The sequence below is a fragment of the Leifsonia lichenia genome (assembly GCF_054780215.1).
Genome location: NZ_BAAGWT010000004.1, coordinates 300,500 through 323,955, shown reverse-complemented (window position 1 = coordinate 323,955; position 23,456 = coordinate 300,500). Strand labels below are relative to the sequence as shown.

The 23,456-nt window shown below is 70.8% G+C and carries 19 protein-coding genes; 9 read left to right on the top strand and 10 right to left on the bottom strand.

Annotated elements, in window-relative coordinates; genetic code table 11:
* Position 1: 1 nt before the first annotated feature.
* The 4 genes from ACYVGI_RS11995 to ACYVGI_RS11980 are packed head-to-tail and all read left to right on the top strand — an operon-like array spanning position 2 to position 5,986.
* Positions 2–943 carry an ABC transporter permease gene (locus ACYVGI_RS11995; RefSeq protein WP_460632836.1) on the top strand — a complete coding sequence of 314 codons (942 nt, stop codon included), beginning with the start codon at positions 2–4 and terminating at the stop codon, positions 941–943.
* Positions 940–2,763, top strand: coding sequence for a dipeptide/oligopeptide/nickel ABC transporter permease/ATP-binding protein (locus tag ACYVGI_RS11990; protein ID WP_460632835.1), 1,824 nt, complete (start codon positions 940–942; stop codon positions 2,761–2,763). Before ACYVGI_RS11995 ends, ACYVGI_RS11990 begins: the two co-directional genes overlap by 4 nt.
* A complete protein-coding gene (locus ACYVGI_RS11985; protein WP_460632834.1) occupies positions 2,760–3,599 on the top strand; it encodes an ABC transporter ATP-binding protein in 840 nt (279 codons plus the stop codon). Before ACYVGI_RS11990 ends, ACYVGI_RS11985 begins: the two co-directional genes overlap by 4 nt.
* Complete coding sequence (locus ACYVGI_RS11980; RefSeq protein ID WP_460632833.1) at positions 3,596–5,986, top strand: arylsulfatase; 2,391 nt, start codon at positions 3,596–3,598, stop codon at positions 5,984–5,986. Before ACYVGI_RS11985 ends, ACYVGI_RS11980 begins: the two co-directional genes overlap by 4 nt.
* A 103-nt stretch (positions 5,987–6,089) precedes the next feature.
* On the opposite strand, the gene ACYVGI_RS11975 is transcribed toward ACYVGI_RS11980, so the two are convergent.
* Positions 6,090–7,529: an aldehyde dehydrogenase family protein gene (locus tag ACYVGI_RS11975; protein WP_460632832.1), complete on the bottom strand. Its 1,440-nt coding sequence runs from the start codon at positions 7,527–7,529 to the stop codon at positions 6,090–6,092.
* Between the two features lie 200 nt (positions 7,530–7,729).
* Here ACYVGI_RS11975 and ACYVGI_RS11970 point away from each other — a divergent pair, with 200 nt between their 5' ends.
* Positions 7,730–9,289 (top strand): GMC family oxidoreductase, encoded by a 1,560-nt coding sequence (locus ACYVGI_RS11970; RefSeq protein WP_460632831.1) that lies wholly within the window; start codon positions 7,730–7,732, stop codon positions 9,287–9,289.
* Here ACYVGI_RS11970 and ACYVGI_RS11965 read toward each other — a convergent pair.
* From ACYVGI_RS11965 to ACYVGI_RS11945, 5 genes are all read right to left on the bottom strand, one after another.
* Positions 9,270–10,550, bottom strand: coding sequence for a multidrug effflux MFS transporter (locus ACYVGI_RS11965; protein WP_460632830.1), 1,281 nt, complete (start codon positions 10,548–10,550; stop codon positions 9,270–9,272). The two genes, ACYVGI_RS11970 and ACYVGI_RS11965, sit on opposite strands and share 20 nt — an antisense overlap.
* Positions 10,547–11,578 carry an alpha/beta hydrolase gene (locus ACYVGI_RS11960; RefSeq protein WP_460632829.1) on the bottom strand — a complete coding sequence of 344 codons (1,032 nt, stop codon included), beginning with the start codon at positions 11,576–11,578 and terminating at the stop codon, positions 10,547–10,549. The genes ACYVGI_RS11965 and ACYVGI_RS11960 overlap by 4 nt, the downstream gene beginning before the upstream one ends.
* 43 nt (positions 11,579–11,621) lie before the next feature.
* Complete coding sequence (locus ACYVGI_RS11955) at positions 11,622–12,623, bottom strand: alpha/beta hydrolase (protein ID WP_460632828.1); 1,002 nt, start codon at positions 12,621–12,623, stop codon at positions 11,622–11,624.
* 89 nt (positions 12,624–12,712) lie between these two features.
* Entirely contained in the window at positions 12,713–13,702 is a 990-nt protein-coding gene (locus ACYVGI_RS11950) for an aldo/keto reductase (protein WP_460632827.1), read from the bottom strand.
* 90 nt (positions 13,703–13,792) lie between these two features.
* Positions 13,793–14,947 (bottom strand): zinc-binding dehydrogenase, encoded by a 1,155-nt coding sequence (locus ACYVGI_RS11945; protein ID WP_460632826.1) that lies wholly within the window; start codon positions 14,945–14,947, stop codon positions 13,793–13,795.
* 112 nt (positions 14,948–15,059) lie between these two features.
* Between ACYVGI_RS11945 and ACYVGI_RS11940 the strand changes: the two genes are divergently transcribed.
* Positions 15,060–16,646 carry an amidohydrolase gene (locus ACYVGI_RS11940; RefSeq protein ID WP_460632825.1) on the top strand — a complete coding sequence of 529 codons (1,587 nt, stop codon included), beginning with the start codon at positions 15,060–15,062 and terminating at the stop codon, positions 16,644–16,646.
* A gap of 504 nt (positions 16,647–17,150) precedes the next feature.
* Here ACYVGI_RS11940 and ACYVGI_RS11935 read toward each other — a convergent pair.
* Positions 17,151–17,891: an SDR family NAD(P)-dependent oxidoreductase gene (locus tag ACYVGI_RS11935; protein WP_460632824.1), complete on the bottom strand. Its 741-nt coding sequence runs from the start codon at positions 17,889–17,891 to the stop codon at positions 17,151–17,153.
* 101 nt (positions 17,892–17,992) lie between these two features.
* Here ACYVGI_RS11935 and ACYVGI_RS11930 point away from each other — a divergent pair, with 101 nt between their 5' ends.
* Positions 17,993–18,967: an aldo/keto reductase gene (locus ACYVGI_RS11930; protein ID WP_460632823.1), complete on the top strand. Its 975-nt coding sequence runs from the start codon at positions 17,993–17,995 to the stop codon at positions 18,965–18,967.
* Between the two features lie 201 nt (positions 18,968–19,168).
* Here ACYVGI_RS11930 and ACYVGI_RS11925 read toward each other — a convergent pair whose 3' ends face one another.
* The gene (locus tag ACYVGI_RS11925) at positions 19,169–20,104 is read right to left on the bottom strand and encodes an alpha/beta fold hydrolase (RefSeq protein ID WP_460632822.1); all 936 of its coding nucleotides are present in this window, start codon (positions 20,102–20,104) and stop codon (positions 19,169–19,171) included.
* Positions 20,105–20,258: 154 nt separating this feature from the next.
* On the opposite strand from ACYVGI_RS11925, the gene ACYVGI_RS11920 reads away from it, so the two are divergent.
* Both ACYVGI_RS11920 and ACYVGI_RS11915 read left to right on the top strand, forming a co-directional pair.
* Positions 20,259–21,248: a methyltransferase family protein gene (locus ACYVGI_RS11920; protein WP_460632821.1), complete on the top strand. Its 990-nt coding sequence runs from the start codon at positions 20,259–20,261 to the stop codon at positions 21,246–21,248.
* 360 nt (positions 21,249–21,608) lie between these two features.
* Positions 21,609–22,586 (top strand): MBL fold metallo-hydrolase, encoded by a 978-nt coding sequence (locus ACYVGI_RS11915; protein ID WP_460632820.1) that lies wholly within the window; start codon positions 21,609–21,611, stop codon positions 22,584–22,586.
* Between the two features lie 4 nt (positions 22,587–22,590).
* On the opposite strand, the gene ACYVGI_RS11910 is transcribed toward ACYVGI_RS11915, so the two are convergent.
* Positions 22,591–22,821 carry a hypothetical protein gene (locus ACYVGI_RS11910; protein WP_460632819.1) on the bottom strand — a complete coding sequence of 77 codons (231 nt, stop codon included), beginning with the start codon at positions 22,819–22,821 and terminating at the stop codon, positions 22,591–22,593.
* 5 nt (positions 22,822–22,826) lie between these two features.
* Positions 22,827–23,420 carry a TetR/AcrR family transcriptional regulator gene (locus tag ACYVGI_RS11905; RefSeq protein WP_460632818.1) on the bottom strand — a complete coding sequence of 198 codons (594 nt, stop codon included), beginning with the start codon at positions 23,418–23,420 and terminating at the stop codon, positions 22,827–22,829.
* Between the last annotated feature and the right edge of the window lie 36 nt (positions 23,421–23,456).

Here is a 23,456-nt window from a genome sequence, read left to right as displayed (position 1 = left end):
CATGATCAGATTCACGGTCAAGAGGCTCGTCTCCGGCGTGATCCTCCTGCTCGTCGTGGCGACAGGCACGTTCTTCCTCGCCCACGCCGCCATCGGCGATCCGACGGCCGGGCTCCTCGGCACGTCGGCGACACCGGCCCAGCAGGCGGCGCTCGCGGCGAAGATCGGCACAGACCGTCCGCTCCTCGTGCAGTTCTGGGAGTGGGCGTCGCACGCGATCGTCGGAGACTTCGGCACCTCGTGGCGCAACTTCCAGCCCGTGAACGCCCAGATCGCGATCAAGCTGCCCGTCACGCTCTCGGTGGTGACCGCGGCCACGCTGCTCTCCGCCGTGTTCGGCGCTCTGTTCGGCGTGCTGGCCGGGCTCCGACCCGGCTCCATCCTCGACAAGGTCATCAAGGCGGCGTCGGTGATCCTGTTCGCCCTCCCCGGCTTCTGGGTCAGCCTGGTGCTGGTCATCTGGTTCGCCGTGAACCTGCACTGGTTCCCCGCCGTCGGGTATGTGCAGCCGTCGCTCAGCATCGACGGCTGGCTCCGCTCGATCACCCTCCCGTCGATCGCCCTCTCGCTCGGCGCCATCGTGATGATCGCCGAACAGCTCCGCAACGCGATCATCTCCGCGAACAACCAGGACTACGTGCGCACCCTGCGCAGCCGCGGTCTCTCCCAGCCGCGCGTGGTCGTGCACCTGATCAGGAACGCCGCCCCCGCATCCCTCACCGTGCTCGCCCTCATGTTCGTCGGCCTCCTCGGCGGCGCGATCGTGGTGGAGCAGATCTTCTCCCTGCCCGGCATCGGAGCGCTCACCAGCGGCTCCTCGCAGAACGGCGACATCCCCATCCTGCTCGGCATCACCGTGGTCACCGTCATCTTCGTGGTGATCGTGAACTTCGTCCTCGACGTGGCGCTCGGCTGGATCAACCCGAAAGCGCGAGTGCAATGACGACGCCGACCGAAGTGATCATCGACCCGCGCGCAGGCCGCCGCGGCTCCACGTTCGTCCGCTTCATCAAGCGACCCGCCGGCGCGATCTCCCTCGCCGTGCTCGTGCTCGTGCTGCTGGTGGCGTTCTTCGCCCCGCTGCTGTCGCCGCACGACCCCAACTTCGTCGACCTCGCGCTGACGAAGGCGCCGCCGAGCCCCGCGCATCCACTGGGCGGGGACAGCGCGGGCAGGGATGTGCTGAGCCGCCTGATCTGGGGAACGCAGTCGACCCTGTGGGGCGCGTTCGTGACCATCCTCGTCGCCGTGGTCGTCGGCGTGCCCGCCGGTCTGGCCGCCGGATACTACGGCCGCTTCTTCGACCGCGCAGCCACCTGGGTGAGCGACGCGCTGCAGGCCATCCCCGCCATGATCATCCTGCTCATCGTGGCCGCAGGCACGCGCAACGACTTCACCGTGCTGATGGCGACGCTCGGTGTGTTCATGGCGCCCGGCTACTTCCGCCTCACCCGCTCGACCGTGCTCGCGGTCCGCAACGAGCCGTACGTGGACGCCGCCAAGGTCTCCGGCCTCGGCAACGCGCGGATCATGACGAAGCACATCGTGAAGGCCGTGTACGCGCCCGTCATCATCCAGACCGCGCTGACGGCCGGGATGGCGATGGGGATGCAGGCCGGGCTCCAGTTCCTCGGCATCGGCGGGGCCAAGACGCCCGGCTGGGGCGCGATGATGAACGAGGGCTTCCGCAACATGCTGACCAACCCGCTGCTGCTGCTCTGGCCGTCGCTCGCGCTCGGCATCACCATCGCGGCGCTGGCGATCCTCGGCTCGACGCTCGCCGACGTGGTGAGCGTGCGGACGCCCATCGGCAGGCGGAAGAAGCACTCACGCCGCAGCCGCTCCGGCGCGGAGCCGGAGACGATCACGTCGTCCACGGGCTCCATCGCCCACAAGTCGGCCGACTCGGCCGTGCAACTGCAGAACCTGCGGGTGAACTACGCGACACCGGATGGAGGCACCATCGAGGTGGTGCACGGCATCACCCTCGACGTCGCGCCAGGCGAGGTGCTCGGCATCGTGGGCGAGTCGGGATCCGGAAAGTCGCAGACGGTGTTCTCGATCCTCGATCTGCTCCCCGCTGGCGGGGAGTACAGCGCCGATGCCCTGTGGATCGGCGGAGCCGACGTGACCCGGATGCCGCACAAGGACCGCCAGAAGCTGCTCGGACACGAGGTCGGATACATCCCGCAGGAGCCGATGTCGAACCTCGACCCGTCGTACACGATCGGCTACCAGCTCACCGAACCGCTGCGCTCCGTGCACAAGCTGTCGAAGGCGGACGCGAAGGCGCGCGCCCTGGCGATGCTGGAGAAGGTCGGCATCGTCGACCCGGCGAGGGTGATGAAGTCGTACCCGCACCAGCTTTCCGGCGGCATGGCCCAGCGTGTGCTGATCGCCGGGGCCATCGCGGGCAAGCCGTCGGTGCTGGTCGCCGACGAGCCGACCACGGCGCTCGACGTGACGGTGCAGGCCGAGGTGCTGGAGCTGCTGCGCGAACTGCAGCAGGAGTACCGGATGGCGCTCGTGATCGTGACGCACAACTTCGGAGTCGTCGCCGACATCTGCGACCGCGTCGTGGTGATGCGCGACGGCGGCATCGTGGAGGTGGGGACGGTCGACCGGATCTTCTCGCGGCCGACCGACCCGTACACGGCCGAGCTGATCGCGGCCTCCCTCGACGGGGCAGCCAGCCGGTCCCAACTGGATGCGTCCATCCCAGCGCCAGAACCCACCGACCCGCGGAAGGCGGTCCTCGCATGAACACTCTCCCGCAGCCGACCCCCCTGCTCACGGCGGAGAACGTCGTGGTCGACTACGGCACCCGGCGTGGATCGTTCCGCGCCCTGAAAGAGGTCTCGATCGACGTGGGCGCCGGCGAGTGCGTCGGCCTGGTGGGGGAGTCCGGCTCCGGCAAGTCCACCCTCGGCAAAGCGATCCTCGGCCTCGTGCCGGTCGCCAGCGGCACGATCCGGTTCGACGGCGAGGACATCACCCATCTGAAAGGCGCCAAGCGACGGGCGCTCGCGTCGAGCATCCAGGTGGTCTTCCAAGACCCGTACGGCTCGCTCAACCCGGCCATGACGATCGGCGACATCCTCGCGGAACCGCTCGCGACCGCGGGGACGAGCCGACGGGATGCGCGCGCCACCGTCGCCGACATGCTCGACAGGGTGAAGCTCCCGTCGACCGTCATCGACCGCTACCCGAAAGAGTTCTCCGGCGGCCAGCGGCAGCGCATCGCCATCGCCCGCGCCCTGGTGCGGCGTCCACGGCTGATCGTCTGCGACGAACCGGTGAGCGCGCTCGACCTCACGACGCAGGCGACGATCATCGACCTGTTCATCGAGCTTCAGCGCGACACAGGTGTCTCCTACCTGTTCGTGTCGCACGACCTCGGAGTCGTGCGCAGGATCTGCCATCGTGTGGCCGTGATGTACCGAGGGGAGATCGTCGAGACTGGAGACGGCGAGCAGGTCACGCGCGACCCGGAGCATCCATACAGCAAGCGGCTGCTGATGGCGTCGCCGGTGGCGGACCCTGCCGGGCAGGCCGCCCGGCGTGCGGCCTGGCTGAAGCTGCGAGAGCAGGCGGCGTGAGCGCGGCGGCAGGCAACGGAGCGCCGCGGGCGAGCAGAGGGTACGAGCGGTTCGGCGGCTTCGTCGCGGAGACGGCGAGCGCATCCACGCCGTCCTGGCCGGCGCGCGTGCGTGCGCGGGAGGGTGCGCCGAACGTGATCGTGGTGCTCCTAGACGACCTCGGCTTCAGCGACCTGTCGCCGTTCGGCAGCGAGATCGCCACCCCGGCCGTGCAGGGGCTCGCGGAGACCGGCTACCGGTTCACGAACTACCACTCCACTCCGGTCTGCTCCCCGGCGCGCGCCGCTCTGCTCACCGGGCTCAATCCGCATCGCGCCGGGTTCGCGTCGGTGGTGCACGCCGATCCGGGGTTCCCCGGCTATGTGATGGAGATCGCGGACGACGTGCCGACCATCGCCGAGTCGTTCCGCGCGTCAGGGTACGCGACCTTCATGGTCGGCAAGTGGCACCTGACCACGGAGTCGAAGATGCACGACGGAGCAGACAAGGCGTCCTGGCCGCTGCAGCGCGGCTTCGACCGCTACTACGGCTCGATGGACGGCTTCACCACGCTGTTCCACCCGCACCGGCTGGTCAGCGACAACAGCCCCGTCACGGTCGACGAGTTCCCGGACGACTACTACCTGACCGACGACCTCACCGACCGCGCCATCGGGATGATCCGCGGGCTGCGCGCCAACGACGACGACAAGCCGTTCTTCCTCTACTTCGCCCACCACGCCGTGCACGGCCCGATCCAGGCGAAGGCCGCGGACATCGCGACGTATCGCGGCGCGTACGAGCGCGGCTGGGACCACATCCGGTCGGAGCGGTTCGCCAGGCAGGTGCGCGACGGGCTGTTCCCGCCGCAGACGATCCCCGCGCCCCGCAACGAGGAGCCGCTGGCGCCCGTGACGGCGTGGGACGACCTCAGCGACGAGCAGCGCGCGCTGTTCGCCCGCTACATGGAGGTCTACGCTGCGGCCGTCGACAACGTCGACCAGAACCTCGCGCGACTGGTGGATGCGCTGCGCGCGTCTGGCGAGTACGAGAACACGATCATCGTCGTCGCCTCCGACAACGGCGGCACGGGCGAGGGCGGCACCGAGGGCACCCGCAGCTACTTCAGCCAGTTCGTGCAGCTCGCCGGTCTCCCCTCCGACTGGGAGCGCGACGTGGACCGCGACCCCGAGCTGATCGGCGGCCCGCGCGTGTTCGCGCACTACCCGGCCGGCTGGGCGTACGCGTCGAACACGCCGTTCCGCCTCTACAAGGGCGCGACGTACGAGGGCGGCATCCGCGTGCCCCTCGTGGTCTCCTGGCCGGCCGGGCTGCCGCGCGCCGCCGGGGACACCGGGGTGCGCGACCAGTACGCGTACGTGACAGACCTCGGTCAGACGCTGCTCTCGCTCGCCGGGGTCGCGCCCCTCTCCTCCCGTGCCGGTCTGGCGGCCAGGGAGGTCGACGGCGTGCCGTTCGACAGTGTGCTGAGGGATGCGTCCGCTCCGGCGGTGCGCACCGAGCAGTACTCGGAGTTCGCGGGCAACCGGGCGTTCGTGAGCGGCCACTGGAAGATCGTCACCGACCACCACTGGGCCGACGCATTCACCGACGCCGAGTGGCGGCTGTACGACCTCGACGCCGACCCGACCGAGCGCGTCGACCTGGCGGGGACGCATCCCGGGCTGGTCGCAGAACTGGCGGAGAAGTGGCGTGCGGCAGGGTGGTGGAACACGGTGTTCCCGCTCGGCGACGACGGTTCGCTGTTCACCCACCGGCCGTCGACCGAGCTGGAGCTGGAACGCCCCGTGACGCTCCACCCTGGGACGCCGACGCTGGAGCGGTTCCGTGCGAGCAAGCTCACCAAGCTGCGCAGCTTCGACGTCGTCGTCCGCGCCGATCTCGCCTCGGGGGAGGGCACGCTCGTCGCCCACGGCGACCAGGGCGGCGGCTATGTGCTGCGCGTGTCGGACGGGGCGCTGACGCTCGCGTACAACGAGTACGGCAGGATGCACAGGGTCGCGGTGCCGCTTGCCGCGCTGGGTGGCCAGGGCGTGCAGGACGTGACGCTGCGCTTCGAGGCGCTCCCGGGCATCCGGTGGCTGATCGGCGTGGAGGCGGGCGCGGTCGCGGCGGGCGCGGCGGAGGCGGGCGCGGCGGAGGCGGGCGCTGCGCGGGTCGCCACGCTCGGGCCGGTGCTGCAGCTCGTCGGGATGGCGCCCTTCACCGGCATCAGCGTCGGCGTGGATCGCGGCGGCCCGGTCGACTGGGACGTCTACGAGCAGCGCAGGTCGTTCCCGTTCACGGGAACCCTGCACTCCGTGCGCTACCTGCCGGGCGCCAAGGCGCCAGAGAACCCCGAGGTCATCGTCCCGATCGAGCGCGAGCTCGCCCGCATCTACGACTAGCCCCCCTCGCCCCCCACCCCCCCCCACTCCCACAAACGAGTGGTCCCGAATTGCCGCGGGAACGCATCCACACGCGGCAATTCGGGACCACTCGTTCGTGGCGTCAGTAGTGCAGCCAGACCGACTTCGTCTCGGTGTACGCGTCGATCGCCCACGGGCCCATCTCGCGGCCCCAGCCGCTCGCCTTGTAGCCGCCCCAGGGCGCCGCCATGTCGGGGATGGACGGCATGTTCACGAACACCGCACCGGCGCGGATGCCGTTGGCCAGGCGCTGCGAGGTGGCGATGTCCTTGGTCCAGACGGTCGCCGCAAGGCCGTACTCGGTGTCGTTCGCCCGCGCGATGATCGCGTCGAGCTCGTCTTCGTCCTCGTAGCTGGTGATCGAGAGGACGGGACCGAAGATCTCGTCGTGCATGATCGTCATTTCGTCGGTCACTCCCGCGAACACGGTCGGCGTGAAGAAGTAGCCGTCGCGGTCGGCGCGGGCACCCCCGGTGATCAGCTCTGCGCCCTGCTGCCTGCCGACTTCCACCAGGCGCTCGACGTGCCCGAGGTGCTTCGCGGAGACGAGCGGGCCGAGGTCGACGCCCTCCTCCAGGCCATTGCCGAGACGCAGCCCTGCGACGCCGCCCGCGAGCTTCTCGACGAACTCGGCCTCGCGCTTCTTGTCCACGTAGAACCGCGTGTACGCGGCGCAGACCTGGCCGGAGTTGAGGATGCTGCCCGCGATGTTGCCGCCGACCGCCGCGTCGATGTCGGCGTCCGCGGCGATGATCGACGGCGCCTTGCCGCCCAGCTCCAGTGTGAGGCGCTTGAGGTTGGAGTCTGCGCTCGCGCGGGTGATGATGCGGCCGACGGCGGTGGACCCGGTGTACGACAGGTGGTCCACATCCATGTGCTCGCTGAGCAGCGCGCCTGTCGCGCCGTCGCCGGTCACCAGGTTGACCACGCCGCTCGGGATGCCGGCCTCCGCGCACAGCTCGACCAGCCGGATGCTCGTGAGCGGGGTGACCTCGCTCGGCTTGATCACCACGGTGTTGCCGGTGGCGAGCGCGGGGGCGAGCTTCCAGGCGAGGATCATCAGCGGGAAGTTCCACGGCGTGACCAGCGCGTTCACGCCGACAGGCTCGCGGCGCGTGTAGTGCAGGGTGTCGGGGAACGACACCGGGTTGACGGTGCCCTGGATCTTCGTGACCCAGCCGGCGTAGTAACGGAAGTGCTCCGCCGCCCCGGTGACGCTGACCATCTTGGAGATGCCGAGCGGCTGGCCCTGGTCGCGCGTCTCCAGGGCGGCGAGCTCGTCGTGGTGCTCGTCGATCAGGTCGGCGAGGCGGAACAGCAGCGCAGCGCGCTGGATCGGCAGGAGCCCTGCCCATTCGGCCTTCCCGAGGGCGGCGCGGGCGGAGGCGACCGCCGCATCCACGTCGGCACGGGATGCGGTGCCGACCTCCTCGATGACCCGCTCCGTTGCGGGGTCGATGGTGGCGATGGCGCCGCCGGACGCTTCCGTCCACTCGCCGTCGATGAACAGTTTGGTGGCCACTTTCGTGCTCCTTTGCGTAGCCGGACGAGACGCGTGGCCGCCGCCGATGGACGCCCACGCAAGCAGTATCCGTGCGGCGGCCGCACGGTGTCTTGACCGGTGAGGCACGAGCGTTGTCGGTGAGCGAATGGTCGGCCGCGCGGCGTTCCCCCGCGTGCGCGTGCCGTGCGACCCTCGGGAGGACTCGAGGGAGAGGAACCATGGTGGAGACAGTGGATGCGCATGGCCAGGCAGCGCAGGCGGCCCGCAGTGTGATCGTCATCGGAGCGGGCTCTGCCGGGTCCGTCGTCGCCAGGCGCCTGGCGGACGCCGGTGTCGCCGTGACCGTGCTCGAAGCGGGCGGAGAGGACACCAACCCGGCCATCCACGACCCCAGCAGGATGGGCGAGCTCTGGCACAGCGCCGACGACTGGGACTACTTCACCGTGCCGCAGCCGCACGCGGCCGGCCGCAGGCTGCACCTGCCGCGCGGGAAGGTGCTCGGCGGCTCGCACGCGCTCAACGCGATGATCTGGGTGCGCTGCGCCCCCGCCGACTTCGACCACTGGGCGTCGCTCGGCAACGACGGCTGGGCGTGGAGCGACGTGCTCCCCGTCTACACGGCCATCGAGCGGTTCTCCGGCGGCGCATCCGAGCTGCGCGGGGCAGACGGCCTGCTCGACGTGACGGACGACTACGCCATCGACCCCATCCAGCAGTCGATCATCGACGCCGCGGTCGAGGAGGGTCTCGAACACAATCCCGACTACAACGGCGACCACCTCGACGGCGTCTCGCAGCAGCAGATCACCGTGCGCGACGGCCACAGGCTCAACACCTACCTCGCCTACCTCAAGCCGGTGCGCGACCGCGTGGACGTGCGCACGGGATGCTGGGTGCACCGCCTGCTGATCGAGGACGGAGACGACGGGCTGCCGCGCGTGGTCGGCGTCGTGTTCGAGCAGGACGGCGAGGTGCAGGAGCTGCGCGCGGACGAGGTCGTGCTGTGCGCGGGCGCGCTGGACTCGCCGCGCATCCTGCTGCGCTCGGGCGTCGGTCCGGCCGGCGAGCTGTCGGCCGTCGGCATCGACTCGGTCGTCGACCTGCCAGGGGTGGGGAAGAATCTGCACGACCACCTGCTCTCCCCGGTCATCTTCGCCACCGAGCGCGAGGTGGGTGCGCCACGGGAGGGCGTCTCGGTGACCCAGTCGCACCTGTTCTGGAGGTCCGATCCCGGCCTCGACGTGCCGGACACCCAGCCCATCCACTTCTCCGTCCCGATGTACCAGGACGGCATGACGGGACCGGCAGACGGGTTCAGCCTGATGGCCGGGATCGTCTCTCCGAAGGCGCGCGGCAGCGTGACGCTCTCCGGTCCTGGCGCGCACGACCCGCTGCTGATCGACCTGGATGCGCTCGGCCACGCCGACGACGTCGCCTCCCTGGTCGCCTCGGTGCGGCAGTGCCGCAGCATCGGCGCGCGTCCGGCGCTAGCCGCGTGGGGTGCGACAGAGCTGTACCCCGGCCCGGACATCGGCGACGGCGACGACCTCGTCGACTACGTGCGTTCCACCGCCGTCACCTACCACCACCAGGTGGGGACGTGCGCGATGGGGGTGGATGCGCAGGCCGTGGTGAGTCCGCGGCTGCGGGTGCACGGGCTGAACGGCGTTCGCGTTGCCGACGCGTCGATCATGCCGCGGGTGACGACGGGGAACACCAACGCGCCGAGCGTGCTGATCGGCGAGAAGGCGGCGGCGTTCATTCTGTCGGGGGAGTGACCGCCGCCGGGGGACCGACATCGGCGCGGGGAGCGACCGCAGCGCGGAGCAGGCGCGGCACGATCGCCCAGGCGAGCACCCCGGCGATCACCGCCGCCACGGCCACCGTCAGCGCCATCGCGATCGCCGTCGAACCGCCGAGCGACGCGAACGGCCCGACGATCGGCCCGACCGTGAACGTGACCGTGCCGAGCACCGCCGCCGCCGTGCCAGCCCGCGCCGAGTGGGAGCCGAGGGCCAGCGTGGTGCCGTTCGGCCCGCCGACGCCCGACGAGAACAGGAACAGCGCGAGCGACGCCAAGACGCCGGGCAGACCCCAGCCGAGCAGCACGGAGCAGAGCAGCAGCAGGGCGGCCGCCGCGGTCGCCACCTGGCCGGTGAGGTACATCCTCGCCGGTCCGAGGCCCCGGACGAGCAGGCGGCTGAGCTGTGCGCCGAGCAGGTTGGCGAGCGCGTTCACAGCGAAGAACAGGCTGAAGAGCTGCGGGCTGAGGCCGTACTGGTCCTGCAGCACGAAGCTCGACATCGACAGGTAGGCGAAGAACGCGGCGCCCCCGGCGGCGGCGGCGATCACGATCACGACGAACAGCCGGTCGCGCAGCAGTTCGCGCAGGTGGGTCGCGGTGGTCCGCAGGCCGCCGCTGTGCCGCATCCCGGGTGGAAGCGATTCCGTCAGGCCGGTGAGGGCGATGACGAACAGGGCGAGGCCGATACCGGTCAGCACCAGGAAGATCCCGCGCCAGCCCATCACGAGCGCGAGCGTGCCGCCGACGACCGGAGCGACGATGGGGGCGGATGCGCTGACGACGGCGAGCAGCGACAGCATCCGTGAGAGGTCGACGCCGCTGTACATGTCGCGCGCGACCGCCATCGTGATCACCAGTCCCGCCGATCCTGCGAGCCCCTGCAGCAGCCTGGCGACGAGCAGCACCTGGATGTTCGGGGCCAGCACGCAGGCGAGCGAGAACAGCGTGAACATGGCGACGCCGATCAGCAGCGGTCGGCGTCGACCGTACCGGTCGCTGAGCGGCCCTGCGACCAACTGGCCGACGCCGAGTCCGATCATGCAGACCGACATCGTCGCTTGGGCGAGCGCGTCACTGGTGCCGAGGGAGGCGGCGAGCTGCGGCAACTGCGGCAGGTACAGGTCCATCGACAGCGGCCCGAAGGCCTCGAGCAGACCGAGCACCAGGATGCTGCGGCGCACGCTCATCACGGGTGCGACCGACGTCGACGCGGCGGCGGGAGACGGCGAGGTCATCCGGCAGGCGGGGATGCCGGGACGCGCATGGTCCGGCGGAGCCAGCTCTCCCTGGCGTCGATGGCCGCCCTCGACACGATGGCATCCGGCGAGAAGCCGGAGAAGCCGTGGTACGCGCCGGACCAGACGTGGAGTTCTGCCTGCCCGCCCTCCGCCCAGATCCGGAGCGCGTACGCGATCGACTCGTCGCGGAACACCTCGGCTGCGCCGACCTCGATGTATGCGGGGGGAAGGCCGGACAGGTCGGCGGCCCGAGCGGGCGCGGAGTACGGCGACACCCGGTCGGTGAACCGGTCGGAGGCGAGGATCGCATCCCACGCGGTGTCGTTGTTGTTGCGGTCCCAGGCGCCGATGCCGTCGTACTGATGGCTGGAGACGGTCTCGTTGCGGTCGTCGAGCATCGGGCAGTTGAGGAGCTGTCCGGCGAGCGCGGGACCGCCCCTGTCCCTCGCCATCAGCGCGACGGCCGCCGACAGGCCGCCGCCTGCGCTCGCCCCAGACACGATGATGCGCGCGGGGTCGACGCCGAGCTCTTCCGCGTTCGCCGCGAACCAGCGGAGGGCGGCGTAGCAGTCCTCTCCTGCCGCCGTGCCGGGATGCTCGGGGGAGAGCCGGTACTCGACGGCGACGCCGACGGCGCCGTACTGCTCCGCGAGGTCGATCAGCTCACCGGTGCCGAAGAAGCGCGTGCCCAGCACCTGCCCTCCGCCGTGGATGCTCAGCACGCCTGGCGCATCCTGTGCCCGCTCGGCCGACGCCCGCTCGGCCGACGCCTGCTGCGGCCGGACGATGGTGATCTCGATGTCCGGCGCGCCGGAGGGACCGGGGATGACCCTGTGCTCCGCCGTGACCGCGCGCCCGGCGACCTGCGCCTCGACCGGCGGGATGATCGTGGCGAAGTGCGCGCGGTTGGCGAGGATGGTGTCCGCGCGCAACGGGATGCCCTCCACCAGTTCGAGGAACGCCGCGAGCCCCGGTTCGAGCTCAGGGTCGTACGGCACAGGGCGGATCGTCGAGTCGAGCGTCATTGCTGGTCCCTTTCGTGCTGGCGGTGTGGTGGTTCGAGCGCGGTCAGCGGCCGAGGATGCGGCGCAGCCAGGAGAACCGGGAGGCGAGCGCCGCCCTGGTCAGTTCGCTGCCCGGCGCATACATGTCGAACCCGTGGAACCCGCCGGACCAGACGTGCAGCTCCGCCTCCCCGCCGACCGCCCAGATGCGGGAGGCGTAGTCCACGTCCTCGTCGCGGAACGGCTCGGCGGCTCCCACCTCCACGAAGGCGGGCGGCAGGCCGCTCAGGTCGGCGGCGCGGGACGGGGCGGCGTACTCCGGCGCATCCTCGCTGTACGCGAGCTCCTCGCCGAGCACGCACTCCCAGGCGAGCAGGTTGGCCTCGCGCGTCCAGGTGCCGATCCCCGCATACTGGTGGCTCGATACGGTGGTGTTGGTGTTGTCGATCATCGGGCAGAGCAGGAGCTGTCCCGCGATGGCCGGGCCCCGGCGGTCGCGCGCCATCAGGGCGACGGCGGCGGAGAACCCTCCTCCCGCGCTGCCGCCCATCACGACGATCCGTTCGGGGTCGACGCCCAGCTCCGCCGCGTGCTCGGACAGCCAGGCGATTCCGGCGTAGCAGTCCTCGACGCCTGCGGGGAAGGGATGCTCGGGCGCGAGCCGGTACTCGACGTTCACCGCGATCACCCCCAGCTCGGCCACCAGCTCGACCAGCCTTGCCGTCTCCCAGCTCCGGTGGCCGACGATCATGCCGCCGCCGTGGATGTTGTAGAGCGCGGGCAGCGCCGGCGAGGTCGCGTCGCGGCCGCGCGGCGTGAGGACGGTGATCTCCAGCTCCGGAGCGCCCTCCGGACCGGGGATGACGAGGTCGACCGCGTCGATGGGCAGGTCGCCGATGACCTCCGCTGCGCTCGGGAAGAGGGTGGCTGCGCCGTCCCTGCTGAGGTGCAGGGTGTCCCTGCTGAGTGCCGGCTGCGGGTTCTGCGCCATCGCGTCGAGGACGGGGGCGATCTCCGGATCGAACGGGACGCGGGTGACAGTGCTGGACTCTGGTGCGATGGTCATGGGTGCTCCTGGGGTGTGTGCGGTGCTGGATGGTCTGCGCCTGCGTGCTGGTCGGCGCGGGAGCGTGCTGGCGTGCCTGCTGGCCCCGCTCACGGGCCTTCCGGGTCGACGATGCCCCTGTCCGCCCAGAACGGCTCGACGATGGCGCGCAGCTCGGCGGCGCCGACGCGCTCGGCCAGAGCGACCGCATCCAGGTTCTGCTGCACCTGTTCGAGCCTGCTGGCGCCGAACAGCGTGGTCGTGGTGGCCGGGTGGGTGAGGGTGAAGGCGACGGCGAGCTGCGCCGGCGTCGTGCCGAGCTCGTCGGCGACGGCGGAGAAGGCGGGGACGTCCGCGACGATGCGCTCCCTGATCGCACCGGGATCGCGGCCGACCTCTCGGCCGGGCGCGACATTGCCCGCCAGGATGCCGCCCTCCATCACATCGGAGGCCTGCATCGTCAGCCCGTCGGCGAACAGGCGGGCGAACGGCTCGCCGTCCGGAATGGCGCGGCGCGCGACGCTGTACTTGAGCTGCGCGATCTGAGGGCCGGCGACCCCCTCCGCCGCTGCGATGTCGATGAGCGACTGGATGTTCGCCGCCGACCAGTTGTTGACCCCCCACGCGCGGATCAGCCCGGCGTCGGCGAGCGCGGCGAGATCGAGGACGATGTCGCGCAGCTCCAGGTCGTCGCGGCGCAGGTCGCCGAGGATCACCAGGTCGGCGTGCTCGCTGCCCACCCGGAACAGCGCGTGCTCGAGCTGCGGACGGAAGCCGTCGTCCCCGAACCCCTCCAGCCACAGCTTCTCCGACAGCAGGTAGTCCTCCCGCTGGATGCGCGCCGCCCGCACGATCGCGGAGAACAGCACGTCGGTGAACCCGGGAGGCTGCATCCCGCGGAACCCGTACACGCCGACGTCGAACAGGTTCACACCGCTCTCGACCGCGAACGACACCATGTCCACCGCGTCGGCGAAGTCCATCCTGTCGTAGGTGTGCCACGAGCCGAGGGACAGCACGGAGGCGTCGATGCCCGAGGCGCCGATCGGGCGGCGGAGGATGGGCGTGGTGCTGGTGCTGGTGCTGGTGCTGGTGGTCATGGTGTCTCCTTGGTGGGGTTCACTGCTGATGCGTGCATCCACGGGTTGCGCATCCACTGGTTGCGCATCCACTGCGTGCGCATCCACTGGTCAGCCGATGCGCGGGTCGATGACCGCTTTGATCTCGCCGAGCGCGGCCATCGTCGCCACTTTCTGCGACGCCTCGGTCAGGCCGACGGGCGCGCTGAACAGCTCGTCCCACGGCAGCCTGTCGCCGAAGCTGCGGAAGAACTCGATGGCGCGGTAGTAGTCGGAGATGTCGCCGTTGAGCGAGCCGACGACGGTCAGCTCCTTGCCCATGATCGTGCTGAGCGACACGGGATCGCCGGTCGGTCCCGTGCTGCCGACGACCACGAAGGTTCCGCGCTGCGCGGCCATCGCGACCGCCTCCGGACCCACGCTCGGAGCACCGGCGAGGTCGAGCACGAGGTCGGCGCCCTGGCCGTCCGTCAGGTCGAGCACACGCTGCACCGTCGCCTCGGAGCCTCCGGCGATGTCGACGACGTGATCGGCTCCGAAACGCTTCGCCACGGCGAGCCGGTCGGCCGGTGCGCCGACCGTGATCACGGTGCCTGCGCCGGAGAGGTGCGCGACCGCCGTCGCGAAAATGCCGAGAGCGCCGGAGCCCTGCACGACGACCCGGGACCCAGCGCGGACGCCGCCCGCCCGGTGGAAGGCCCGCAGCACGGTCTTGGCCGCGCATCCCGCCATCGACGCCCAGGTGTCGTGCACCTCGTCCGGGATCAGCAGCTTGGCGGCGCCGGGAGTGACGTACGCGTAGTCCGCGAGGCCCGCGGTCGCGAACGGCGGAACGTCGGAGCGCTGCAGGAAGCCGTAGCCGCGCTTCGAGCAGGCGACCGGCTCGCGCAGGACGGTGCAGCCGAAGCACTCACCGCAGGTGGACTCCGACCAGCCGATGCGGTCGCCGACGCTGAGCGCGCGACCGAGCGCATCCCTGGTGCCGATGCCCGCGGCGACGATCTCGCCCACCATCTCGTGCCCGAGGATCATCGGCAGCATCCCGGGGAAAGTCATCTTCCCCGACCAGATCTCGATGTCGGTGCCGCACAGCGTCGCACAGTGGATGCGCACGAGCGCCGCGCCCGGTTCGAGCGCGTCCGGCAGCGGCACGTCCTGCACGGTGAGCGGTTCGCCGTGCGCTGTGAGGACGGCGGCGCGGGTGCTGCGCGGGATGGGGGCGCGTGCCGTGTCCGCCGGTGCGGTGGTGGTGCCTGGATTCGCCATCGAAGTCTCCGTTCCGTTCGACGGAATCCGGTGGCCTCACTGCGCATCCGGTCGTCGATGTGGGTTATTCTACATACGTTGACCAAAATAGCGAGCCTCTCGAGGAGGAGAAGTGCAGCGACGCGACACCCCAGACCCCAGCGCAGACCTCGTTCTGCGCGGCGGGACCGTGCACACCCTCGACGAGGACGACACCACGGGCACAGCCATCGCCATCCGCCACGGCCGCGTGCTGCGCGTCGGAAGCGACGCAGAAGTGACCGCATCCATCGGCCGCCGCACCCGGGTGATCGAACTCGACGGGCGCGCGGTGATCCCCGGGATCAACGACTCCCACCTGCATGCGACGTGGCTCGGGGCGATCTGGCCGGAGACGGTGTTCGGGGCGATGGGGGTTGGAGGTGGCGGAGGGGAGACCGGTGGCTCTGCTGGTGCGGGGTCGGGGAGTTCTGCGGGCTCGCCGGATTCCTCCGTTGCCGCGGGTTCCGCGGGCGCTGCCGACCGCGCGCATCCCGCTGCCGACCGCGCGCATCCCGCTGACCACGCGCATCCCGCTGACCGCGCGCATCCCCCTGTCGACGCCGACCCGCACGACACCTCCCACTCCGCACCCCTCCTCACCACCCGCGCCGAGCGCCGTGCGGCGATCCTTCGTGCGGGTGAGCTGATCGCTTCCCTCGGCATCACCAGCTACACCGAGCCGGGCATCGGGCCGGGCGAGGACGCGGGGCCGACGGGGTGTTTCGCCCAGGACGTCTTCGAGGCGTACGTCGAGCTCGAAGCCGAGCGCCGCCTCACCGGGAGGGTGAACGTGCTCGCGCTGTTCGGCGTGCTCGACGGGCCGAGCACCCTCCGCGAGGTGACCGCCGGGCTGCGCTCTCTCGACCGCGAGACCACCCGTCCGGCGTGGCTGCGGGTCGCCGGCGTCAAACTCTTCGCCGACGGCATCCCGCCCATGCACCAGGCGTGGACGCGTCATCGCTACCCGGACGGCACCTCCGGCGGCCTCCTCGTGGATGGTCTTGACGCGGACGAGCGAGCAGAGAACCTCCGCAGGATGATCGTCGAGGCCAACCGCCTCGGCTACCAGGTGGGCATCCACGCCACAGGCGACCGCACGATCGACACGGCCGTCTCGGCGGTCGAGGACGCCATGCGCGACAGCAGGATGGAGCTGCGGCACTACATCATCCACGGCGACCTGGTGACCCAGGCGGCTCTCGCCAGGATGGCCGCCATCGGCATGGGCCTGAACGTGCAGCCGGGCATCGCGGTCACGACGGCTTCCTGGCTGGCGGCGGTCCTGGGCGACGAGGTCGCCGCCTCCGCGTGGCCGATCGCCGCCGCCGCCCGCGCCGGCGTCTCCGTGTCGCTCAGTTCGGACGCCCCCATCCTCGCCCCCGACTGGCGTCAGGGCATCGCCGACGCCGACGCGTGGCTCGGCGCACCGGCCAGCGGCCCGGCAGCGGAGGCCGATCGGATGCGCGCCCTCCTCCGCGGCTACACGGTCGCCCCCGCCCGCCAGGACGGCGCCGACCCGTGGAAGGGCACCCTCGAACCCCGCAAGGTCGCCGACCTCTGCGTGCTCGAGGCGGACCCGCTGCACCTTCCGGCCGCGGAGCTGCCGAGCGTGGGTGTCGACCTGACGGTCGTCGACGGCGAGATCGTCTACGAGCGCGTGCCGGTATACACGCGCTGACGCGCTGCGCCGCCGCACCGCCGCGCCGCGCAGTTCTCCTTCCGAACGGAGCCCCGAGTCGCCACGCCGCGCAGGTCTCCTTCCGAACGGAGTTCGAGTCGCTTCGCCGCGCAGGTCTCCTTCCGAACTGAGTTCGAGTCGCTTCGCCGCGCAGGTCTCCTTCCGAACTGAGTTCGAGTCGCTTCGCCGCGCAGGTCTCCTTCCGAACTGAGTTCGAGTCGCTACGCCGCCCGGGCCTCCTTCCGAACGGAGCCCCGCGCCGCCGCGCCGTCCAGGTCTCCTTCCGAACGGTGATCGGTGGTCGCGGTCTCGCCGCCTCCTTCCGAACGGAGACGAAACTGCCGCCCGGCAGTCTCCGTTCGGAAGGAGAATTCGTCGGCATCGTGATGAGGCTCCTTTCGAACGGAGTCGCGCGCGGCGTGTCGCCCCGGTTCTCCTTCCGAACGGGGATGCGCCGCGCGCGTCGTCCGCCGGGCCGCCCCGGCCGGAGCGCGCCCCGCGTCGTCACACCAGCAACTGCCCCCCATCCACCGCGAGGCTCGTCCCGGTGATGTGCGCCGCGCCGGGCCCGGCCAGGAACAGCACGGCGGGGGCGATGTCGTCCACCTCGGCCAGCTTCCCGAGGGGGATGCGCGCCGCCCAGGCCGCGCGCTCCGGCGACCCTTCCGGCATCCCGAGCTGCAGCATCGGCGTGAGCACCGGCCCTGGCGCCACCGCGTTGACCCGGATGCCCACCGCCGCGAGTTCGATGGCCGCCCAGCGCGTGATCGAGTCGACCGCGGCCTTGCTGGATTCGTATGCGCCCATCCCCGGCGTCGGCTGGCGGCCGCCGATGGAGGAGATGTTGACGATCGCGCCGCGGGTCCCGGCCGCCGTCATGTGGCGGGCGACCGCCTGAGTGACCGAGAACGTGCCGAGGATATTGACGCGCACGATGGCGTCGTACGAGGCGACGCTGAGGTCGGTGAGGCGTCCGTGCACCGACAGGATGCCCGCGTTGTTGACGAGCACCTCGATCGGCCCGTGGTCGGCGGCTATCTCCTCGACCGCCGCCGCGACGGCGCTCTCGTCGGTGATGTCGAGGGCGATGGCGGATGCGCCGATCTCGCTCGCGACGCGGGCGACGGTGTCGGCGTCGACGTCGGCGAGGACGACGCGGTCGCCGTTCTCGATGAACGCTTCGGCGACGCCGCGGCCGATGCCGCCGCCTCCACCGGTGATGAGCACAGTGCGGGTTTCGGTCACGGATCTCTCCTTCTCAGGCTTCGCGCCACCACGTCATGGCGCCGAATGCAGTTATATTATACAAACGTAGAAAAAAGCGAAGCTGCTTCAGGAGGCCAGTCGTGTCATTCACCGGAACCGTCCCCACCCGCACGCTCGGCCCAAGCGGCCCCGATGTGCCCGTCTTCGCGCTCGGGTCGTGGAACACCTGGGACAGGATGGGGTTCGACGACGCGGTCTCCCTCATCCGGCGTGCGCACGAGGTCGGTGCGGCGTTCTTCGACGTCGCGCACTACAACATGGGGCCGCACGCGGAGAACGCGAAGACCGACCTGATCTTCGGGGAGGCCGTCCGCGCATCCGGTGTCAGCAGAGACGACTACCTCCTCTGCGGCAAACTCTGGCTGTGGGAGTACCCGCAGGCATCGTTCGCCGACCAGATGCGCACCTCGCTCGACCGCATCGGAGTCGAGAAGGCCGACCTGGTGGTCGTCGGCGACTACTTCGGCGAGGTGGATGTGCGCGCCATCGTCACCGACGTCGCCGCCGAGATCGCGGCCGGACGCTTCGACGCTTGGGGCGTCAACAACTGGGCGATCGACGACGTGCGCCTCGCCATCGCCTGTGCGCGGGAGAACGGGCTGACCCCGCCGACCTTCGCGCAGCTCAAGTACGGGCTCGTCCGCCGCACGATGGCGGAGGGCTCGTACTACGGCGACCTGTTCCGCTCCGGCGAACTCGCCCTTCAGGCGTCGGACGTGTTCGAGGGCGGGATCCTCGCCGGAAAGCTGGCGCCCTCCCGCAAGATCGGCGCGGACGTCGGCGGCATCCGGGAGCGGATCGTGGCGGCGTACCCGCGCGTGCGGCAGATCGCGGACGACTTCGGCGCGACCCCGACACAGCTCGGCCTCGCGTTCGTGCTCGCGCATCCTGCGACCGCCAACGTGCTCTTCGGCGTCAGCCGCGCGGAACAGCTCGAAGACAACCTCGGCGCACTCGCCCTGCTCGACCGGGTGGGCCCGGATGCGCTTCGCGCGGCGACGGCGGAACTGTGGCTGGACCGCGAGGTGAACGCGGACGGTACGTGGGGTGTGTGATCGGGATGGGATGTGTGATCGGGATGGGGACGTGGCGGGATGGGGTCGCGGGCGGGTGGGCCCATCGCGTGGGTGAGTGATGATGCCGATGCTCGTGGCTTGCGTGCGCCCACCGTTGGGTGGGCAGTGATGCGGTAGCTCGTGGCGTGGGTTGTCGGTGGCGCGGCGCCGTTCGTGATGTTCGAGGAACGGCGCCGCACGTCACTCGGCCAGAAAGGCCAGCGCCGCCTTCCGGAACGCGCTGCTGTCCAGTGCGCCTCGGTGGTCGCCAGGCACGCGCACGATAGTCGCTCCCGGCACCGCGGCCACGAGCTCCTCAATGCCGCCGGCCATCGGATCCTCCGAACCGGCCACGAACAGCGTCGGCACGTCCGGCGCGCCGTTCTGGGGTGCGAACGGTTCGGAGCCGAGCCCGGCGATCAGCGCGATCAGCGACGCCGTATCTCTGCCAGGCGCCGACACCATGGCCGCCATCATCCCCGTCAGCGGATCGACGGTCGCGGCGGCTGCTCCCGGGTTGTCCGCGTGGCCGGGGCCAGCGGCGTCACTGGGTACTGCGGCGTCACTGGGTACCGCGGCGTCTGCCCCCGCGTTGTCCACGTCGCTCTGTGCCGCGTCCACGCCTGCTCGCGCGCCCTCCGCGCTCTTCCCTCCCGCCGCCGCGCTGCTCGCGTCACCCGCAGCCGCTCCATCTGCATCTCCCGCCCCCGCCCCGGTCACCCGGCGCAGCGCATCCACATCCACTGCCGCAAACGGCTCGAACGGGCTGAGGCCGCCGAGCACCATCCGCCGCACTCGACCGCCGGATGCGGTGGGCAGCTCCCAGGCGAGGCGTGCGCCGAGCGAGTATGCGACCACATCCACCTGTTCGACCCCCAGCGCGTCGATGGTGGCGACGAGCGCGGAGACGACCGCTGTCGTGGTGGCGGAGTCCGGCGTGGCGACCGCGGGGGAGTCGCCGTGGCCGGGGAGGTTGACGATGTGGGTGGTGCGTCCGGCGTCGGCGAGGGTCTGGGGCCAGTGTGTCGCGGCGAAGTCGTCGTGGCCGTTCGAGGCGAAGCCGTGCAACAGCACCACGGGTGGCCGGGTGGCGCTCGGCGCGACGGTGGTCTGGATGCTGAGGGGCGGGGTGGGCATGTTGGTCTCCTTCGACGACTATCTGTTTTTCTATGCTAGTAGAAAATAAACGTCAACATCTGTAGAGTCGGCTCATCTCCACTCAGACATCGCCGTCCGGAGGCCAGCTCGATCGAAGTCCAGCGGCGGCGCCACGACAGAAAGAGCGTGACAAGTGACCTCAACCCGTGCAGCAACGCCCGAAGCGATCGTGGACATCGCCATCGGTTTCATGGGCGCCAAGCAGCTCTTCGCCGCCAGCCGCGTCGGCCTGTTCTCCGCCCTCGCCGACGGCCCGCTCGACGTGGCTGGGCTCGCCGCGGCGACCGGCGTCTCCGAGCAGCAGATCCGAGTGCTCGCGGACAGCATGACGTCACAGCGCCTCCTCACCAGGACCGATGGACGCTACGAGCTCACCCAGGACGCCGCCGCCTACCTCACCGGCGACCGCGCGGAGCTCGACCTCGCCCCGTTCCTCGCGTTCCTCAACGCGACGAGCTACCCCCAGTGGCTCGGCTACGACTCGACGGTCGACACCAACGACGCGGGCACCCTCGACCTCGATGACGCGGGATGGGGAGCGTTCCTCGACGGCGTCATGACGTACAACGAACTGCACGCGGCGATGCTCGTGCGCCACTTCGACTTCGCGCCGTACCGCAACGCCCTCGACCTCGGCGGCCTCAGCCCGGCGTTCGCCGCGCAGGCGATGCGCGCCAACCCCGACCTGCGCACGCGCTTCGTGTTCGACCAGCAGTCGGTCCCGTCGGTGCAGGCCGCGGTCGAAGCGGCGGGGCTCGCAGACCGCTCGGTGGTCGAGGGCGCAGAGACGGCGACCGCTGAGCCGGGAGGGGAGCACGACCTCGTGCTCGTCAACCACGTCATCCACCGGTTCGGCGACGCGGAGAACCGCGCGATCTTCCAGCACGCCCGCGCCGCAGCGGCCCCCGGCGCCACACTGGTGGTGCTCGACTTCTTCCTCGACGACGACCAGGAGCAGCGCAAGATCGACGCCCTGCACGCTGGCGAGTACTACAACATCGACGGAACGGTGGTCTACCCGGAGTCCGTGGTGCGCGAGTGGCTCGCGGCGGCAGGCTGGACGCCGCGCGGCACGGTCGCTCTCCCGGGCAGCCCGCGCATCCTGATCGCCGACGCCGCCTGACCGCCGCGCGCCCGCGTCCCGACGCACGACTCGTGTGAAACGTGCGGCCGCGCCGACGTGCACCGCACGTTTCGCGCGAGTCGTGTGCCCGCATCGGGATGCACGTGTGCGGCGTGGGGTCATGTGGTCGTGCACCGCACGTTTCGCACGAGTCGTGTGCCCGCATCCGGATGCGCGACTCGTGCGCGAGGTGCGGTCGTGCCGACGTGCACCGCACGTTTCGCACGAGTCGTGCGCGTCGGCACCGTGGGTCGTGCCAGGGTCGCGCGATTCGTGCGGAATGAGCGGTGCCGCGACTACGCACCGCGCTTTTCTCACGAGCCGTGCGGGCCGCGCGGGCGCGGCCGGTAGCCTGGCGGGGTGACGGAGACGGAGGCGCATAACGTGGGCGCGGGCGTGCACGCGGTCCGCGTGCCGATGGCACCGGGCGGCCTGCCGTACAGCCTGTGCTACCTCGTCGAGGACGCGAGCCGGCGCATCCACGTGGTCGACCCCGGCACGGCGGGCGCGGGCAGTCTCGCGGTGCTCAGCGGAGCGTTGCGAGACATCGGCCACGGGATGCACACGGTCGCCTCGATCGTCGTGACCCACCTGCACCCCGACCACCTCGGCCTGGCGTTCGAGCTGAGCGCTGCCTCTGGGGCGCCGATCCTGCTGCACGAGCGCGAACGGGATGCGTTGCTCGCGCCCCGCGCGGCCGCGCCGGACCCTGCCGCGCGGCTCGACGGCTGGGGTGTCCCGGAGGACCGCCGGCCCGAACTGTTCGAGGCGGCGGCGAGACCCGCTGTGTCGGCCGCGGTGCCGGACGGGGCCGCCGAGCGGATCGTCAGCGTCGCGGACGGCGACCTGCTCGCGATCCCAGGACGCAGCATCCGTGTGCTTGGGACGCCAGGGCACACGGCCGGACACATGTGCCTCGACGACGAAGATAACGGGATGTTCTTCACCGGGGACCACGTGCTGCCCACGGTCAACCCCGGCATCGGGCTCGGCTCCGGGTTCACGAGGAACCCGATCGCCGACTACCTCGAATCGCTCGAACGCGTCGCCGCTCTCGGCGGCCGGACCGTGGCCCCTGGCCACGAGTGGGTGTTCAGCGCGCTGGCTGAGCGCTGCGGCGAACTGTCGCGACACCACCTGCGACGAACGCGGGAAGTGGTGGCGCGGCTGGAAGCCGGCGACGAGCCCACGGTGTGGCAGATCGCGCGAACGCTGACGTGGACGGGCGGCTGGGAGGGACTCGGCGGCTTCACCCTCCTGTCGGCGCTCGCGCAGACCGCGCTGCACGCCGAGTTCGCGCGCTCTGCGGACGCGCGGCGCTACATGGACGCCGGGTAGTCGCTCAGCTAACCGGGTGTGTCGCCTGACGCGTCGCGCCGATACCGATGCCGGTGCCCGCGTCGAAGCCGACGCCCGCGTCGATGCCGATGCCGACGCTCGCGCCGTTGCCGACGCCCGCGCCGATGCCGACGCCCGCGCCCGCGCCGACGTCGCGCCGACGCCAGCGCCGACGCCGCGCCGACGTCGCGCCGACGCCAGCGCCGCCCCGACGTCGCGCCGACGCCAGCGCCACGGGCGTCAGGCGGTCGTGATCCGGTCGAAGAAGGCGTCGAGCTGGGCCTCCAGCAGGGCGGGCGTCGACAGGTGTGGGGCGATCAGGCTCATCACGTTCGCTCCGACGTTGATGAGGACGATTTCGTCGACCAGTTGCTCGTCGGGGGTCGGGGTGACGATGTCGCCGTCAGCCCTGCCCTGCTCGATGTAGGTGCGCAGGCCGCCGCGCCAACTGGTGAGGTGGGAGAGGTACGCCTGGTGCAGGTCGTCGTTCGACATGGCCCGCTCCCAGAAGCTCAGAAGGACGCGGCCTGCGACGATGGCCTCCTCGGTGAGCGGTGCGGACGCGTAGACGATCGCGCGCAGGGCGGAGAGGCCTGTGGCGTCGCCGACGGCGGACGCGACACCCTGACTCATCATGCCGAGGGCGCGGTCGTACGTGCCCTGGATGATCTCGTCCTTGCCGGGGAAGTAGTGCTTCAGCGCGCCGTTGGCGAAACCGGCCTCGCTGGCGATCTCCCGCATTGTCGCCGCTTCGAGGCCGCCTTTGACGATCAGCGCCCACGTCACATCGATGATGTCGGAACGGCGCTGATCGTGGTCGATCACCTTGGGCATTCGGCTCCCCTCGAAAACGCGCTGGGACTCGGCCCC